General features: G+C 64.9%; 15 protein-coding genes and 1 riboswitch. Of the genes, 6 read left to right on the top strand and 9 right to left on the bottom strand.

Translation table 11 applies throughout. From position 1 onward, the window contains the following. Positions 1-112: 112 nt before the first annotated feature. The 5 genes from B0E47_RS09610 to B0E47_RS09590 form a co-directional block, all read right to left on the bottom strand. Positions 113-472, bottom strand: a complete 360-nt coding sequence (locus B0E47_RS09610) for a hypothetical protein (RefSeq protein WP_077514035.1) — start codon at positions 470-472, stop codon at positions 113-115. Positions 473-923: 451 nt separating this feature from the next. Next, positions 924-1,550: a response regulator gene (locus B0E47_RS09605; RefSeq protein WP_077514034.1), complete on the bottom strand. Its 627-nt coding sequence runs from the start codon at positions 1,548-1,550 to the stop codon at positions 924-926. Between the two features lie 111 nt (positions 1,551-1,661). Beyond that, positions 1,662-2,063: a S4 domain-containing protein gene (locus B0E47_RS09600; RefSeq protein ID WP_077514033.1), complete on the bottom strand. Its 402-nt coding sequence runs from the start codon at positions 2,061-2,063 to the stop codon at positions 1,662-1,664. Between the two features lie 25 nt (positions 2,064-2,088). Then, positions 2,089-2,679: a response regulator gene (locus tag B0E47_RS09595; RefSeq protein ID WP_077514032.1), complete on the bottom strand. Its 591-nt coding sequence runs from the start codon at positions 2,677-2,679 to the stop codon at positions 2,089-2,091. Positions 2,680-2,748: 69 nt separating this feature from the next. After that, the gene (locus B0E47_RS09590; protein WP_174566974.1) at positions 2,749-3,660 is read right to left on the bottom strand and encodes an AEC family transporter; all 912 of its coding nucleotides are present in this window, start codon (positions 3,658-3,660) and stop codon (positions 2,749-2,751) included. 123 nt (positions 3,661-3,783) lie between these two features. Here B0E47_RS09590 and B0E47_RS09585 point away from each other — a divergent pair, with 123 nt between their 5' ends. From B0E47_RS09585 to B0E47_RS09560, 6 genes are all read left to right on the top strand, one after another. After that, positions 3,784-4,917 carry a phosphotransferase gene (locus B0E47_RS09585; protein WP_077514031.1) on the top strand — a complete coding sequence of 378 codons (1,134 nt, stop codon included), beginning with the start codon at positions 3,784-3,786 and terminating at the stop codon, positions 4,915-4,917. Between the two features lie 33 nt (positions 4,918-4,950). Further along, a riboswitch (TPP riboswitch) is annotated at positions 4,951-5,046 on the top strand. Between the two features lie 52 nt (positions 5,047-5,098). Continuing rightward, complete coding sequence (locus B0E47_RS09580) at positions 5,099-7,294, top strand: TonB-dependent siderophore receptor (RefSeq protein ID WP_077514030.1); 2,196 nt, start codon at positions 5,099-5,101, stop codon at positions 7,292-7,294. Next, entirely contained in the window at positions 7,294-7,878 is a 585-nt protein-coding gene (gene pnuC / locus B0E47_RS09575; RefSeq protein ID WP_077514029.1) for a nicotinamide riboside transporter PnuC, read from the top strand. The genes B0E47_RS09580 and pnuC overlap by 1 nt, the downstream gene beginning before the upstream one ends. Positions 7,879-8,027: 149 nt before the next feature. Continuing rightward, the gene (locus tag B0E47_RS09570; protein ID WP_077514028.1) at positions 8,028-8,681 is read left to right on the top strand and encodes a hypothetical protein; all 654 of its coding nucleotides are present in this window, start codon (positions 8,028-8,030) and stop codon (positions 8,679-8,681) included. 138 nt (positions 8,682-8,819) lie between these two features. Then, the gene (locus tag B0E47_RS09565) at positions 8,820-9,524 is read left to right on the top strand and encodes a glutathione S-transferase N-terminal domain-containing protein (protein WP_077514240.1); all 705 of its coding nucleotides are present in this window, start codon (positions 8,820-8,822) and stop codon (positions 9,522-9,524) included. Between the two features lie 116 nt (positions 9,525-9,640). Then, a complete protein-coding gene (locus B0E47_RS09560; protein ID WP_077514027.1) occupies positions 9,641-10,255 on the top strand; it encodes a DUF4124 domain-containing protein in 615 nt (204 codons plus the stop codon). A 368-nt stretch (positions 10,256-10,623) separates the two neighbouring features. Here the strand turns inward: B0E47_RS09560 and B0E47_RS09555 are convergent, their stop codons facing one another. The 4 genes from B0E47_RS09555 to B0E47_RS09540 form a co-directional block, all read right to left on the bottom strand. Next, positions 10,624-12,606, bottom strand: coding sequence for a serine hydrolase domain-containing protein (locus tag B0E47_RS09555; RefSeq protein WP_077514026.1), 1,983 nt, complete (start codon positions 12,604-12,606; stop codon positions 10,624-10,626). 112 nt (positions 12,607-12,718) lie between these two features. After that, the gene (locus B0E47_RS09550; RefSeq protein ID WP_077514025.1) at positions 12,719-14,047 is read right to left on the bottom strand and encodes a dipeptidase; all 1,329 of its coding nucleotides are present in this window, start codon (positions 14,045-14,047) and stop codon (positions 12,719-12,721) included. Between the two features lie 109 nt (positions 14,048-14,156). Beyond that, the gene (locus B0E47_RS09545; protein ID WP_077514024.1) at positions 14,157-15,212 is read right to left on the bottom strand and encodes a DUF1611 domain-containing protein; all 1,056 of its coding nucleotides are present in this window, start codon (positions 15,210-15,212) and stop codon (positions 14,157-14,159) included. A 95-nt stretch (positions 15,213-15,307) separates the two neighbouring features. Then, complete coding sequence (locus B0E47_RS09540; protein ID WP_217318914.1) at positions 15,308-16,948, bottom strand: serine hydrolase; 1,641 nt, start codon at positions 16,946-16,948, stop codon at positions 15,308-15,310. Positions 16,949-17,028: the final 80 nt, after the last annotated feature.

Genomic DNA, 17,028 nt, shown 5'->3' with positions numbered 1-17,028 from the left:
GGGTTGATCGACCGCGCTGCAGCGAGCGATGAAACACGAGAGCCTCTCCGCCCGCAGCCGGAGAGGCTCCTGATCCCGCAGCAAAAGATTCAAATTGCCGCAGCCCGGGATATCAGTGCCGCTGCTTGCGGATATGCCGGCTGTTGCGATTCTCCGACTTGTTGAGGTTGTGCTGCTCGCGCTTGGTCAGGTGGCCGTTGTGCCTTGCCTCGTCTGCGCTTTCACGCTGTGCAATGTTGGCATCGTGCCTCTCGTCGCGTGCTTCCTGTTTGGCGTTGACCTGGCCCTTGGCCACGCCGTTCTGGATGCGGTTCTGCTGGTTGTCGAGCCGCTGGTTCACCTCATTGACGCGCGGGTGGCCCGCAACGGTCTGATCGGGTGTCGCGGACTGCGCCATGACGGCGCCGGAAACCAGCGCAGCGGCGAGAATGCATCCGATCAGGCTGGAACGAATCATCGACTTCGTGTTCATGGGCAAGGACCTCATGGTGGATTGACGTGAAGCAGCGGTACGCTGCAGGGACCGACGATGCCATTCCTGATGAGCGGCCAGCCGGTTCGATACCCCAGGGATTTCGTGGGCTCCAGGAAACGTCGAACCATCCATCCAGCGTGGCCCCCTCATCCCCCAGCGCCGTTCACGCACCTGGCCCGTTGAAAAACGCGCACGGCGGAATCGCGCCGACACGTGCCGCCGCGGCACATTCATCTTTCGTTGGGTTTCCCGGCCAATGGCTTCGATCTTACGCAGAGGCCGGCCATGCTGGAAAACGTCAAGCGCGAATGACCTGATCCGGGCAGGAGCGTCCGTCGCCGCCAGGCAGGCCGACGACCGAAACAAGAGGCTTCAGGCGACTGCGCCGGGCATCAGGGGAGCCGTCGTTCCATCACGGGTGCGATGCAAGTCGGCGCGGTTGCGGTGATCAGGCCACCTTGTGCAGGGCCATCGGCGAATGGGCCAGCGGTCTGACGGCGGTATCGTGTTCGCTCGCATCCGGCATGGCGATGTCCGGAATGGCATCCAGCGCTTCCGCCGACAACGCGGACAGCAGCGTGTTGACCCCGGTCGAGGCTTCGCGCGCGGGAAGTCGGCCGCACGCCACCAGATGGCCGATGCGCTCGTACACGTCGTCGCGGTCGAACGGCTTCTTCATGAAATCGTCGGCACCGTAACGCTGAAGGTAGAACTGCTCGGTGGCCTGCTGGTTGCCGCTGATCATGATGATCGGGATATCGCGGGTCAGCGGATCATGGCGCAGCGCGCGCAGCACGCTGAAACCGTTCATGCCGGGCATGACCACGTCGAGAAAGACCAGCGCCGGCGGTTCGCTCCGTGCCAGCTCGATCGCGGCGGCCCCGTCGGTGGCCTTGAGCACGTGGTAGCCGTCCTGGCCAAGCATCTTGCCGAGCACGGCGCAGATCGTGGGCGAATCGTCCACCACCAGCATGCGCGCACCGTGGGTGGTCTGCACATGCTGCGCCTCGGCCGAGTGGCCACCCAGCAGCCGCTTGATGAAACCGATGCCACTCATACGTACCAGTCCGTCCATGCAGGCTCTCCGGGTAGCGGGAGATGCGCGATCGGCGCACCTCGGGGATATGCGTGCATGCTTGCGCAGATGGTTGCGGCAATGTGCGACGCACTGCTCAGCCCGAACTTCTCAACGCAAGTCCTTGATCTTCCGCAACTGTCGTCGGGCCTGCTTGTCGGGGCGACGCGGCGGGTGATCGAACGCTGCGCCGCTCAATCGACGCTGTTCGCGCAGAGCCTCCCGCGCGGCGCGACTGACATCGGTTTCGCGATACAGATGTTGCGCCTCGCTGGCCGGTCCGCGTCGTGCAGACAGGGCCAATATGGATACTTCCAGGCGTTCCTCGGCGCGACCCACGCGCAGGTGATCGCCCACGCGCAAGCCTTTGGCCGGCTTGCAACCGGCATCATTGACCTCGACACGGCCCGCCTCGATCGCCTGCCGCGCCAGGCTGCGGGTCTTGAAAAAACGCGCCGCCCACAGCCACACATCGACGCGCAATTCGGAGGGCATGGAATCCGGCTGCGTCATGACGGCGGCTGCTCGACCAGACGGGTCAGGATGTTTCGCCCTGCGGCGGCACCATGTGCTGCGGATCGGGCATGGCGATGTCCGGAATGGCGGCATGCTCGTCCGGCGTGAGCGCCGGCTCCGCCGGCAAGGTCGGCGCGCTGGCGCGAGGGCGAACCACCAGTCGACCCGCCTGGGTCAGGTGCTGGATGCGCGCGAACACTTCGCTGCGGCCGAAAGGCTTCTTCATGAAATCGTCGGCGCCGAAACGCTGCACGTAGAACTGCTCGGTGGCCTGCAGGTTGCCGCTGATCATCACGATCGGGATGTGGTGGGTAAGCGCCTCCCGGCGCAGCGCGCGCAGTACCGCGAAGCCGTTCATGCCCGGCATCACGATGTCGAGGAAGATCAGGTCCGGCAGTTCGGTGCGAGCCAGCTCGAGCGCTGCCTCGCCATCGGCCGCCTTGAGCACCACATGGCCGTCCTGGCTCAACATCTTGCCGAGCACGGCCCGGATGGTCGCCGAATCGTCCACCACCAGAATATGGGCTTCCCTGGGCACGCCACTGCGCGGTGCCGCGCGGCGCTCGCCATGTTCACTGCCGAAAAATCGCCGGATCAGCTCAAAGCCTGACATGACGCGAGCCCCTGCCCCCGAGAATCCCGTGCCCAGTCTCGATGCAGCGCAGTCCGGACGCAAGCGCCATCACGGGGCCACGCCACCAATCAGGAGGTTGCCCAGCGGCACCGTCAGCAACGACAGCACGATGCCGGCGCCCAGCACGGTATTGGCCAGGGTCGGTTCCAGGCCGTACTCGTCGGCCAGGATCGCCGCCGACACCATCGGCGCCATCGCCGCCTGCAGCACGCCGACCGTGAGCACCAGTCCGCCAACCCCGGCCACGGTCCCGAGCAGCCAGCACAGCAGCGGGGCCGCCAGCAGTTTCCAGCCCAGCCCCCAACTCGCCGCACCGAACTGCCGCTGACCCGGGTGGAACTTGAACTGAAGTCCGACCGAAAACAGTGCCAGCGGGGTCAGCGTGGCTCCGATCGGCGCGAACACGCCATCCAGCCAGCTCGGCCAGCCGCCGAGCCGGCCCACCACGATACCCAGCAACAGCGCCAGAAACGGAGGAAATGAAAGAATGCGGCGCAGCATCAGGCGCGGCTGCGGCGTGCGTCCGGAATAGATCGAGGCCACCACGATGCCGGCGGACGCGAGCACCGGGAACGCCCCGAGCTGGTCGGCCACCACCGCCAGCGCCAGCCCGGCCTTGCCATGCAGGGCCTGGATCATCGGGTAGCCCATGTAGGCGGTATTGCCCAAGCCGCAGACCAGGATCAGCGCGCCGGTACGCTGTCGCGACCAACCCATGCGTGGGCCGAGCAGTCCGAACAGCAACCAGGCCCCACCGAAGGTGAGCCACATCGCCGCCACCGGAAACCACAGTTGCGCGTCGAACTTCAGCTTCGGGATCAACTCCAGCACCAGCGCGGCCAGCGCCACGTTCAGTACCCACCAGTTGATGCCCGGTACGATGCCCGCCGGCGGCTTGGCGAATCGCGCCACCAGCACGCCGAGGATCAGGCACACGAACAGCAACAGCAATGCGCTCATGGAATCACGGCAAGTCCCGGGATGAGTTGTCATTAGACGCGATACCGGCTCGCGCCGAAAGCAGTGGCCGTGCCCATCGGCGATAATCCAGCCTGTCCGTCTGCAAGGTCACCCGCGCTTCCCATGAATCCCGATCACCTCGTGCACGGACTGGCCGGCGATGAAATCGCGCCGGACTGGCCGGCGCTGACACCGTCCGAACTCGAGTCGTTGTTGTGGCGTTACTCGCAACCGGGCCCGCCGCTGCGCATTGCGTGGCACAGTCCGCGTCCGCTGTCGGCGGCCTGCCTGGTCGAAACGCGGCAGGGGGAGTTTTTCGTCAAGCGCCATCACCGCCGTGTGCGTTCCGCGGCCACGCTGGGTGAGGAGCACCGCTTCATGGCGCACCTGCGCGACCACGGCGTGCCGATACCGGTCGTGCTGCAGGATGTCGACGGTGCTTCGGTGGTGGCGCTGGGCGACTGGGTGTACGAAGTCCATCAGCGCGCCGCCGGCATCGACCTGTATCGCGAGACAGTTTCGTGGCAGCCGCTGACCAGCCGCGCACACGCGCGCAGCGCCGGCCGCATGCTCGCCGCCTTGCACGACGCGAGCACGGGTTACGACGCGGCGCAACGCGACACCCACATCCTCGTGGCACGCAGCGAGTTGATCGCCGCTCCCGACCCCGTGGCCAGCTTGCGCGCGCAGTTGCCGCAACGCCCCGGCCTGGCCGACTACCTGCGCCAGCGTGACTGGCAGGACGATCTCGCCGCCTTGCTCGCTCCCTGGCACGGCAAGGTCCAGCCACGGCTGACACGCGAGCCGCGGCTATGGACCCATGGCGACTGGCACGTCTCGAACCTGTGCTGGAGCGACCCGGGCGATGGCGCGAGCATTGCCTCGGTGCTCGACTTCGGCCTGGCCGCCGCGAACTGCGCGCTGTTCGACCTGGCCACTTCGATCGAGCGCAACGCGATCGCCTGGCTGGCGCTGGACACCGGCGACGCGGCGGCGCATCCCGACATCGCCTGCGCGCTGATCGAAGACTATCGCCGGATACGCCCGCTGGAAGGCGATGACATTCGCCTGCTGGCCGACCTGCTGCCGCTGGTCCACGTGGATTTCGCGCTGTCCGAGGTCGAGTACTTCCACGCGATCACGCATTCGAGCGAAAGCGCCGATGTCGCCTACGACACCTTCCTGCGCGGGCACGCCGGCTGGTTCCTCACGCCCGCCGGGCAAACCATGCTGCAGGCCATCCGCGACTGCGCCTGAGCCATTGCCCCGCCATTCGTGGTTCAATATGCATTCTTGAAGCGGGGGTGCCCGGCGTTGCCGGGCTGAGAGAGTCCCTTGGAACCTGATCCGGTTTGTACCGGCGTAGGGAGCTTGCAGAGTCGATGCGTCCAGCGGGCGTGTCGGCTCGCCGTCGCTTCGTCTGCAATGGAAGACGACGATGACACGCACCCCCCTTGTTCTTGCCCTGCTCGCCACGCTCGGCGCGGCCCATCCCGCACATGCCACCGACGTGCAACCCGCTCCCCCTCGGCACACCGAGCCAACCGGCGCAGCGCAGGCGACCAACCTCGGCACCGTGCATGTGCAGGCACGCGCGCCCGGAGACCGGCACGACACCGCGATCGACAGCTATGGCAACGCCTCGCTGCACGACACGCCAGCCGCGGTCACCGTGGTCACCCGCCAGCAACTGGATGACCGCCAGATCCGTACGCTCAGCGAGCTCGCTCGCGAGGACGCTTCGCTCGGCGACAACTACGCACCCGTGGGTTACTACCAGGACATCACGATCCGCGGTTATCCGCTGGACCCGGCCACGGGTTTTCGCGGCAACAACCTCGGCATCACCGGCGAGCAGAAGGTTCCGCTGGAGGACCGCCAGCGCGTGGAGGTCCTCAAGGGCCTGGCCGGGATCGAGGCCGGCGTGATGGAGCCGGGTGGCGTGGTCAACTACGTGAGCAAGCGACCGGCCGAGGTGCGTGAGGTGACCATCGGTACCGACTCGCACGGCTCCCGTTATGCTGCCATCGATGTCGGTGGCTGGCTGACGCCGGCGTTCGGCTTGCGCGTGAACGCGGCGCACGAGGCGATCCATTCGTACGTACAGCACGCCGATGGCCGGCGCAGCATGCTGGCGCTGGCAGCCGACTGGAAGATCAGCGAGCGCGCCACGCTGGAACTGGACAGCGACTACCAGACCAGCGGCCAGCGTTCGGTATCCGGCTACCAGTTGCTTGGCGGCACCGCAATTCCCGCCCATCCGGACAGCTCGCGCATGCTCGGTTTCGAGCCGTGGCAGCAGCCGGTCGGCATCAAGTCGTCCAACAGCAGCCTGCGCTTCGACTACATGCTCGACGACGACTGGCGCTTGCGCATGGCCGGCGGCCACAGCCGCAGCGCGATCGACGACAACGTGGCGTTCGCCTACGGCTGCTTCTATTCATCCGACTGCGCCAGCGGCGCCACGCCGGGATACTTCTTCGCCCCGAACGGCGACTACGACGTCTACGACTTCCGCAGCCCCGACGACACCCGCGTCAGCGACGAGGCGCGCGCCGTGCTTGAGGGCCATCTCGATACGGGTGCGCTGAGCCACGATGTCAGCATCGGCGCCAGCGCATTCCGCCGCACCATCGACAACCGTGCGTACGTGTACGACTACGTCGGCACCGCCAATATCGACGAGGTCGATCCGCCGTACTTCGCGCCCTCGCCCAACCAGCCCGGTCCCTCGGTGCGCCGGCTCACCAGCTGGCAGCATTCGCTGTTCGCGCTGGATCGCGTCCACCTCGGCGAGCACTGGCAGCTGGTCGCCGGCGAACGCTTCGTGCGTCTGCACGAACGCAGTTACGACGACACCGGTGCCCCGGAACGCGACACCCGTCTGAGCAAGGCACTGCCGCAGGCCGCCGTGCTGTGGCAACCGAACGCGCCAACCACCGTCTACCTGAGCTACAGCGAAGGACTTTCGCTGGGCATCCAGGCACCGTATTGGGCCAGCAATGGCGGTACCACGCTGGGCCCGCGCCTGTCGCGACAGGTCGAAGCGGGCGTCAAGGTACAGGCCAATGACGCGCTGGACCTCACCGCTGCGCTCTACCGCATCCACCAGCCCTACCAGTTCGCGCAGCCGGACGGCACGCCGGAGGGTTTCACCTTCGTGCAGCACGGCGAGGAGGTACACACCGGACTGGAGCTGGGCACACACGGCAAGCTCAGCGACAACCTCAACGTGGTCGCCAGTGCCAGCTGGATCCAGGCACGCGCCGAAAGCACCGGCACGCCATCGTACGAAGGCCACCAGGTGGTCAACGTGCCGCGCTTCCGCAGCGCTGTATACGCCGACTACCGGCTGCCGTTTGCGCCAAAGCTGAGTTTGCTCGGCGGCTGGCGTTATGCCTCGTCCAATGTCGCCACCCCGGACGGGCAGGTGCGTGTGCCGGCGTACCATGTGTTCGACGCCGGCCTGCGCTATGCCACGCGGTGGAACGGCCACGCGCTGACCTGGCGCCTGTCAGTGGACAATGTGTTCAACCACTTTTACTGGCGCGACACCGGTACCTCCGGCGGAGACAGCTATCTTTTCCCGGGCGCGCCGCGATTGGCACGTCTCTCCGCGAGCTACGCATTCTGATGGCCTGGATCGAACTCGTCGGCGCGCTGATCAGCGCCTGGGCGGTCTGGCTGACGGCCAGACGACGGTCGTGGTGCTGGCCGATCGGACTGCTGTCGGTGCTGATTTACAGCTGGATCTTCGTGGATGCGAAGCTGTATTCCGACGCGCTGCTGCAACTGGCCTTCGCCGGGTTGATCGTCTATGGCTGGCGCCGCTGGCTGCAGAACCTGGGTGACGACGGCCGCGTCCAGATCGCTCCACTGCCACGCGCGCAGGCCATCGGCCATGTGGCGATCGGCGCACTCGCGGCCATCGTGCTCGGCTACTCCATGCACCGCTGGACGGACGCCGCCCTGCCCTGGCTCGACGCCGCGCTGACCGCGTTCAGCCTGGTCGCGCAATGGTGGCAGGGCCGCCGGCATGTCGCCGCCTGGTGGCTGTGGATCGTGGTCGACGTGATCTATGTCGGCGAATACATCTACAAGCATCTGCTGATCACCTCGGTGCTGTACGCCGGCTTCGTGGTGCTGGCGGCGATCGGCTTGCAGGCCTGGCGCAACGCCGCGACGCGGAGTGCCGCTGAAGCATCCGCTGCACCATGAACCAGCCGTCCCCCTCGAGCAAGCGTGCACGGCGGCGCTGACGACCGTGCGTCAGCAGTTGCAGCCATCGGCTGGGGTATCCTGCGAGAGAAGGCATCGTGCCCGCCGAGGCCGCGCGGCGGCAGCGTCCTCGATCGACGAGGTGGGAAATGAAGGAACGAAGGATCGCCGGGGCAGTGATCGGGTTGAGCCTGTGCCTGGCCGCTCTTCCTGCATTTGCGCAGACCAACCTACCGGGCATCACGGTAACCGCGCCGTATACCTCGACGCACGGGGGCTACCTCATTTCGGGGGACTTCAAGGTCGACCCGCGCATGCCCCAGGTGGTCTTCCCGGCGCAGGCACTGGTCAAGGACGACATCCTCAGCGTGCAACCGATCCATCTGGCGGACGACGAGTATCTGGTGTTGCAGGAATGCGCGACCGCTGATTGCAGCCAGGCCGCCATCGTGCGCGTGTGGGACGCCGGTGGCGCGACCACGCTGGTGCAGAACAGCGAATACCGGATCTGGATCAAGCACGAGAACAAATACTTCATCTGGCTCAAGCGACTGCCATGGATCAGCTCGATGGCGGGCTGCCAGCAATGCGGCAGCCGCTTCACCTCGTTCGTGCGGATGAGCCCGCCGCTGACCCTGATTCCCGACGGGCAAGCGGCCGCCTACAACCGAAAGGCGCTGGCGGCGGCCGAAGCCGCCGACCCGATCCCGGTGCAGTCGCAGAAACACGAGGGCTCCACCTTCGTCGTCACTTTCGAGGGTGGCAGCACGGTCCGCATCAGGCGCATGCATGCAGCGGATTGAAGCGCAGTCCGTACATGCCGAAAGCGTCGCGTCCCTCTCATGCCACGCATCCGCGATGCGGCGGCAGCCTTTCACCCGACCTTGCCGGGTCATCGGCCAACATGCGCCATTCCCTCACCCATGATCGAGAAAAGTACCTTGTCTGACCTGTCGCACTTTCCCGTCACCGCGCGCTGGCCCGCGCAACATCCCGAACGCATCCAGCTGTATTCGCTCAACACCCCCAACGGCGTGAAGGTGTCGATCATGCTGGAGGAGACCGGACTGGCCTACGAGCCCCATCTGGTCGACATTGCGAAGAACGAGAGTCACACGCCGGCATTCCTGTCGCTCAACCCCAACGGCAAGATCCCCGCGATCATCGATCCCGCTGGCCCGGGCGGCCAGCCACTGGCGCTGTTCGAATCGGGCGCGATCCTGCTGTATCTGGCCGACAAGAGCAGCCGCTTCATTCCGGCCGAGCCGGCGCGCCGCTGGGAATGCATCCAGTGGGTGTTCTTCCAGATGGCCTCGATCGGTCCGATGTTCGGCCAGCTCGGCTACTTCAACAAATTCGCCGGCAAGAACATCGCCGACAAGCGCCCGCTGACACGCTACGTCGACGAATCAAAGCGCCTGCTGGCCGTGCTCGACGAGCGCCTGCGCGGACGGCGCTGGATCATGGATGACGACTATGGCATCGCCGACATCGCCACGCTGGGCTGGGTCCGCAACCTGATCACGTTCTATGAAGCGCGCGAACTGGTCGGCTACGATCGACTCCTGCACGTGCCTGCATGGCTGGATCGCGGATTGGCCCGCCCGGCAGTTCAGCGCGGACTGGAAATCCCGCGCCGGAGCTGATCCTCGGCGGGTTGCTGGACAGTCGTTGCAGCCCGGTGCAAGCTGGTCCGCAGGACGGCGGACTCGTCTGCCATCCACGCCTTGTTAATCCGTGTTGTCGCAGAGTGAGCGCTGCCATGGACACTTCAATAGCCAGACGATATGCGAGCGGCGTGGCCATCGCGCTGTTGCTGATGGCGCCCGCTGCCGCCGCGCAGAACATCTACAAGTGCACGCAGGGCGGAACCGTCGCCTACACGGACCATCCGTGCCCCGATGGCAAGGGCGAATTGCTGCACCAGGCCGACGACAGCGAGGTGATCGACCGCTACTTGCGCCTGGGCCAGGACAAGCTGGCCCGGCAATACGCCGACGCCCGCCACCTCGACGCGTTGTACAAGGATCGCCTGGCCGCCTATCAGCAGACCCAGGAAGAACAGGCGCAGCGCCAGCAGGACGAAGCGCTCGCCGCGCAGCAGCGTGCGGACGAGGCGCACCAGCAGGCCTTGTTCGACCAGGCTTCCGAGCGCAACCGGCTGCAGGCGGAGAATGACGCCTTGCGCCAGCAGAACGACCAGTACCGGGATGCGCTGTCCCAACCCGTGGACAATTACGCCCCGGCCTACTGGGGTGCTGTTGCACCGCCCTACGGGAATCGTCCGCCTCATCATGGTGGCGACAAGTGGGCCCCACCGAAGGCGCCTGTGTACCATCCCTGCACGCAGCTGGCAGGGGGCCGGGTTCAGTGTTGAGATCGCACGACCCCATCAACAACACTGCTGATTGCCCGCGCGCCACCATCGCGATCCAGATCAGCGCCAGCGCCGGGCGATCCCGGCATCTGGCGAGCAATAGACAGGTTGTGGCAGCGCGGGTGCAACGAAAACGTCAATGAGCTGGTGCGTCAGTACCTCCCAAGGGGGCGACATCCCCACGTTCTCGGACGAACGGACTCAGCAGATTGAAGACAAGCTCAACCAGCGACCGAGCAAAGAGATCAGGCTACAGAATCTGGCAACACGTGTACGACCAATCATCCAAACGCGCGTTGCAACGCGCAGTTGAACCCGCCCGGCAACTATTCTGACGCGGCGGGTTCCACCGATTGCGCCGGCCCAATTCAGTAATTGAGATTCCAGCTCATCAGCTGGCCAATCAAGCCGACCCAGACCACGCCAAGCAAGGCCAGTGCAACCAGCACACTCCAGATGCGTGACAGACGCGAAGCGTCGGTACGCATCATCCGCCACGCCACCCATACGCCAACCACGGCGGCCGCGATGGCGAGCAGTCCACTGACCTGCAACGAGCGCACCACGCCGTCGAGCGCGCTATTGTAGACCGCCACGTCACTGTTCAGTATCGGCTGGATCAGCTTGTACCACGCGAACAGGTAGACAGCGTCGAAAGCCAATGCGAGGCGTTGGTAAAGACGCAGCCGCTTCACCTCGGTCGACGCGCCGCTGGTGGCACGATCTGCCCGACGCAGCAAAGCGCCGAGTGGCCACAGCAACAGCGTGCTCAACAGGACAACAAGCGACAGGGTCAGCACGGTCAGGTTCAGCGGCGCCGAGTGCAGCAAGGAAGCCTCCTGCAGCACGGAAATCGGATTTTCGCTGTCGCTGACGGTCTTGACGCCATCAACATGGCTGAGTGCCAGCTTGTGCGTGCCACCCACCTCGCGCCATAGCTGCGGGGCGATCTCACGGAAGGTGATCGGTCCACCAACCAGCTCGTCCGGCATGGTGATCGTGCCATCGGGATTTGCCGTGATCACGGTTTGACTCAAGAGATAGAGCGCACTCAGAAAGCCATGTTCAACCCGGCGAGAGCTCTGGTAGCGGCCGGCGATCTGCCGAGCGTCGCTCCTGGCCGAGCTCGATACCGGTGGCTCGACTGTGGCAGTGGCAGGAAAATACCGATCCATGAAGCCGTCAAAAAGCTCCTTGCGCGCACCGTAGACGGCTTGATCCTTGCCGCGACTGTTGAAGCTGTAGAAGATGCCCACGCCTTCCTGCGGCAGCATGTCCAGTTCGGTATGGAAGACGATCGTGTCGCCGCCGTGACCAATCACGGTTCTTCCGTTCTGTGCCGCGGAGAAGAAGCCATGCGCCATCGTTGCAAAGCCAGGCGGCTCGGACTCGCTTGGGCTGTGCATCAAGGCGGTGGTGGCCGGATCGAGGATCGCGTGTCCGTCAACACTCCCCTGCTGCAGATGCGCGAGCATGAAGCGGGCCATGTCGGCGGCACTGGCAGAAGCGCTGCCCGCTGGCGACGTGATGACCAGTTCGAACGGCGTGGGTGCGGCGTCGCTCGCCGTGCGGTAGCCCTTCGCGATGAGTGGCGCGAACTTGGCAGGCAGTGGCTGGACCATGGTGGAGTGCGTCATGCCCAGCGGTTCGAAGATGTGCTGCGCGACATACTGCTCATACGGCTCGCCCGACACCCGTTGCACGATGTAGCCCGCCAGCGCGGCACCATAGTTCGAATACGCGGGCACCTTGCCCGGCGGGAACAACATCGGGCGCGGATGATCCTTCAGGTATTTTTCGTTCGATTCAAGGTGCGTCGGGTCATAGGCGAGGATGTCCTTCAGCCCCTCTTCAAAGCCGGCGCGATGATTCATCAAGTCGCGCAAGGTGATCGGCTTGCCGAATGTCTCGGGGATCTTGAAGTCGAGATAGTCATTGACGTTGCGGTCAAGATCGAGCTTGCCTTGCTGCACCAGCTGCATCACCGCCGTCCAGGTGAACAGCTTGGAGGTCGAACCGATGCGCATCATGGTCGTGCCGGCATCCATCGGCACCTTGGCAGCGACATCCGCATAGCCATAGCCTTTTTCGAACAACACCTTGCCGCCCTTGACCACGACCACCACGGCGCCGGCGATGTCGCCGCTCTTGAGCGCATAGGGAACCATTCCGTCAAGCCACGCCGAGAGGTCTGCTGCGTCAAGCGGATGCGCTTCGGGTTGCTCGGCGGTAGCCGGCACAGATTGAGTTGCAGGCGACTGGGCCTGCGCAGAAGGCGCGGGCTGGCCGGCGCAAAGCGCGGCGGTCATCGCGACCAACCCCGCCATTCCCGCGATCTTGAAGAGTTTCATCGAATCACTCCAGGTTGAGCTTCGGCCCGCATCGAGCAAGCCCGGGAAATCTCACGACCGTGGCCGAGTGGATTGACCAGAACAAGCTTGAGGGGCCAGAGACGAATTGCACTCACTTGTCCAGCTGCTCGATCGTCGCCGATGACGGCGGCTCGCTGGCCTGCAGCCGCTTCGCCACATCGGCTGCTTCGCGCATCACGCGCAACATGTTGCCGCCGGCCAGCTTGGCCAGATCCGCGTCGCTCCAGCCTCGACGGGCAAGTTCCCGGAACAGCGCGGGGTACTTGTCGACGCCTTCCAGACCCTCGGGCGTGTCGGGAATGCCGTCGAAGTCGGAACCGATGCCCACACAATCGATGCTGGCGATCTTGCGGATGTGCTCGACGTGGTCGGCCACCATCGCCAGTGTGACCACCGGCTTCGGATGCTCGCGATCCCATGCAGCCAGCGCAACTTTCGCCCGCTCCGGCTGGCCGATATAGAGGCCGGCATAGGGCGGCGCGTTGAAGCGGGTCTGCTCGGCAGCCCGATCCGCCGACCAACGGTTGTACGCATCGGACACATACGCGGTGGCAAAGGTCGCCATCACGATGCCGCGGTTGCGAGCCACCATCTTCAGCACATCGTCCGGCACGTCGCGCGGATGGTCGTCCAGTGCGCGCGCACCGGAGTGCGAGAACATCACCGGGGCAGCCGAGGTCTTCAGCGCATCGCGCATGGTGTCCGGCGACACGTGGCTGAGATCGACCAGCATGCCGAGGCGGTTCATCTCGTGCACGACGGCGCGCCCGAACGGGGTCAGTCCATGATGTTTCGGTACATCCGTGGCTGAATCGGCCCAGTCATTGTCCAGCGTATGCGTCAGCGTCATGTAGCGCGCGCCCAGTACATACATCTGGCGCAGCACTGGCAGCGAGTCGTCGATCTGGTGACCACCCTCGATGCCGATCAGCGAGGCGACACGACCGGCCTTGAACGCGCGCATGATGTCATCTGCCGAGTACGCCATCTGCAAGTCATTCGGATAACGCGCCACCATGTTGCGCACGATGTCGATCTGCTCCAGGGTCATCTTCACCGCCTCCGGACCGACTACCCTGGTCGGTATCCAGACCGACCAGAACTGCCCGCCGACATGCCCCTTGTGCAGGCGGGGAATGTCGGTCATCAGCGGCGACGCGATCTCGCCGTCTTCCATCTTCGGCGGCAGGTTCGCGGTGCTGACACTCAGGTCCGCACCGTATGCGTTGCCGTAGCGCTGCCGGATCTCCCAGGCAAGATCGTTGTGACCATCGATCAAGGGCACCGTCTTCAGCACATGCTCGACGCGCGCCGCGAGCACTGCGTCACTGGGCTGTTTCGCCGTCGCCAACGACGTGCAGGCAGCAAACAGGATGGTTGCCGCGGCAGCGAAAACCTGGGTCGAATGTCTGTTTTTCATCGTGGCGTTTCCCGGTGATGGTCGAGGACACGGATCAAGAAATTTCCGAGCAGATGCAGCCAACCTGTGGCTGCATGCGGATCGGGCAGGCTCACTGGATGATCGGCCTTCATGCGCCGGCTTGCTCGTTCAAGGCAGCATCGATCAGCCGATCAAATGACTCGCCGCCACGCATCGGATCGGCCGCAGGCATGCCCAGCTGCGTGGCCGTCCGCGCCAGCAGCTCCTGTGCTGCATCGGCGTCCAGATGCCCCGTATTCAGGCTGACGCCCGCGCAACGGATTGCCGGATTGGTGCGTTGACCGAGCTGGACCGTCAGCTCGATCACCTGCTGGATCGTCGGCAAGGCGAATTCCGGATGACCGAGAACATGAGTGCGGCCGGGCTCATGGCAGGCCACGAAGACGTCCGGCTGGCTGCCGTGCAGCAAGGCCAGCGATACGCCAGCATAGGCCGGATGAAACAGCGAACCCTGCCCTTCGATGACGTCCCAGTGCTGCGCGTGCGCGGCGGGGCTCAGCATCTCGGCCGCACCGGCCGAGAAATCGACGACCGTGGCGTCCATCGGAATGCCGCTGCCGGCGATCAGGATGCCGGTCTGGCCGCTGGCACGAAAATCGACGTCCACCCCGCGCATGGCGAAGGCGCGCGCCAACGCCAGTGCGGTGTATTTCTTGCCGAGCGCGCAATCGGTACCCACCGTCAGCAGGCGTTTGCCGGAACGCTTGTTTCCGCTGGCGATACGGATACCTCGCGGTGGCGTGCGCACGTCGATCAGACGCCGTCCCAGGCGCTCAGCCGCGACAGCCAGTCGTGGGATATCGGCCAGCCGCATGTGCATGCCGCTGACGATATCCAGGCCCGCCTCCAGTGCTTCAACCAGAGCAGCGATCCAGCTGTCGGGAATGAAACCGCCCGCATTGGCGACGCCGATCACCAGGCCATGCGCACCACGTGTCCTGGCTTCCTCCGGCGTGAGCATCGGCAACCCGGTGCTCACCGTGGCACCACACGACCATTCCCCGAGACACATATCCCCGGCCCAGTCACGCAAGCCATAGGCCGTCTTGGCGTAGCCCGGCTCGGTGGTGTCGCCGAGAAACAGCAGGTAGGGCTGCGGCAACAGACCCGCGGGTGAACCGTGCAACGCGGAAAGCGTACTCATGCTCCATGACTCCTGATGACTTGCCGGCCCACGTGGAGCGAACGACATCGGTCGCATCGATCCCGCTCTGGGGACGCCCCACCTGGTGACAATCCTTACTTTCCGTCGGCTACCGGAACAAAGTGCAGATCCTGATAATCCCAGCTGAAATCGGCCGTCGGCGAGATGGCTTTCATCGTCATCCGATCGACGCTGCCATCCGGATTCAGCGCAAAGGTGACGTAGGCATCCTCCACATCCGGCATCGCCCAGTGCGTGCGAAACGTGTCGTATTGCACGTGTTCCAGCGTGCCATGCAAGCCGGGCGTGCGATCGAAGCTGATGTTCAGCCCGCCCGTACCTTTTTTGCCCTGGCTGATCGTCGCCGTGCCGTACCACGAATCACGATAGACACCGGCGTAACCGGACAGCGGCAGCGATGGGCCACTGTCCGGATGGGTCGCCGCCTTGCTGGCCTTGAGTGCCGCCACGGCGCCAGCGTCGACCTGATCGAACACCTGCTTGTAGCTGGCCACCCAGTCCGGCGAAGGCAGGCCGAGCAAGCTGTCCAGCAAATGCTCGCGCATGGCGAACAAGGTACCGACGTCCTCGGAGTTGACCATGATGGCGAACGCCGCATGCTTCTCCGGAATGATCACCACCGCCGAAATGCCGCCCAGCACACCGCCGAGATGCGTGACGATCTTGTGGCCGCGATAGTCCTGCACCTCGAGCCCCAGCGCATAGGCGCTGAATTGCGGCTGGGCCAGCGCGATCGGCGTCGGAGCCTGACGAATGGGAATCAACGTCTGCGGCGTCCACAGGGCTTTCGACGCCGCCTCGCTGAACACGCGCTTGCCATCATCCAGCGCGCCATGACGCAGTTGCAGCTGCAGCCAGCGCCCCATGTCTGCCGCACTCACCTGCAGTGCACCGGCCGGCGCGAACACGCTGCCGGTCATCACCGTGGTGAGCACCTGCTGCTTGCCGACGCCGCGCACGGCGGTGGCGTTTTTCGCATGCAACGAGGCCTGGTCGGCGACGCGCGCGTCGATGCTCACCCGGGTATCGTGCATGCCCAGCGGATCGAGGATATGCTGTTGAACGAATTCCTCCCAGCGCTGGCCGGATACCGCTTCGACCAGTTGTCCGGCAACGATGTACAGCACGTTGTCGTAATCGTAATTCGCGCGAAAGGAATGGGCCGGTTTCAGAAAACGGATGTCATGCACCAGCTCGGCGCGACTACGGTCGGAGGTGGGGAAGATCATCAGATCGCCCTCGCCCAGCCCCAGCCCGCTGCGGTGCACCAGCAGGTCGATCACCGTCATCTCGTTCGATGCATAAGCGTCGTACATGCGAAAACCGGGCAGCTTGTCGACCACCCGATCGTTCCAGTGCAGCTTGCCCTCATCGACCAGGATCGCCAGTGCCGCCGCGGTGAACGCCTTGGTGTTGGAACCGATCGGAAAGATTGTATGAGCGTCCACCTTCGCCGGCGCACCGAGCTTGCGCACGCCGTAGCCATGCGTGGCGATCGTATCGCCATCGACCACCACCACAGCCATGCCAGGCGTGTCGAAAGTCTGCATGGCCCGATGGGCGAAGGCATCCAGTGCGGGCGACGCGGCGGCTGGCGGCACCTGTTCCGCAGCGAAGGCGCAAGGAAGCAGGGCCAGCGCAATCCAGCCGCTCATCAACCAGCGCGTTGCAGTACGACGGCGACGCGCAACGCGGCACGCGGTTTCCTGGTTCATGGTTTGCCCTCCGGCTGCCCTGGTCGCCACGTCACGCCAACGGCGCGATGCATGGATTCATTGATGCAGGCCTTCCCCCA

This window comes from Rhodanobacter sp. B05, assembly GCF_002001085.1.
Classification (GTDB): Bacteria; Pseudomonadota; Gammaproteobacteria; order Xanthomonadales; family Rhodanobacteraceae; genus Rhodanobacter.
Note: the sequence above shows the minus strand (reverse complement) of the source record. Positions and strands in the feature narration are given on the sequence as shown.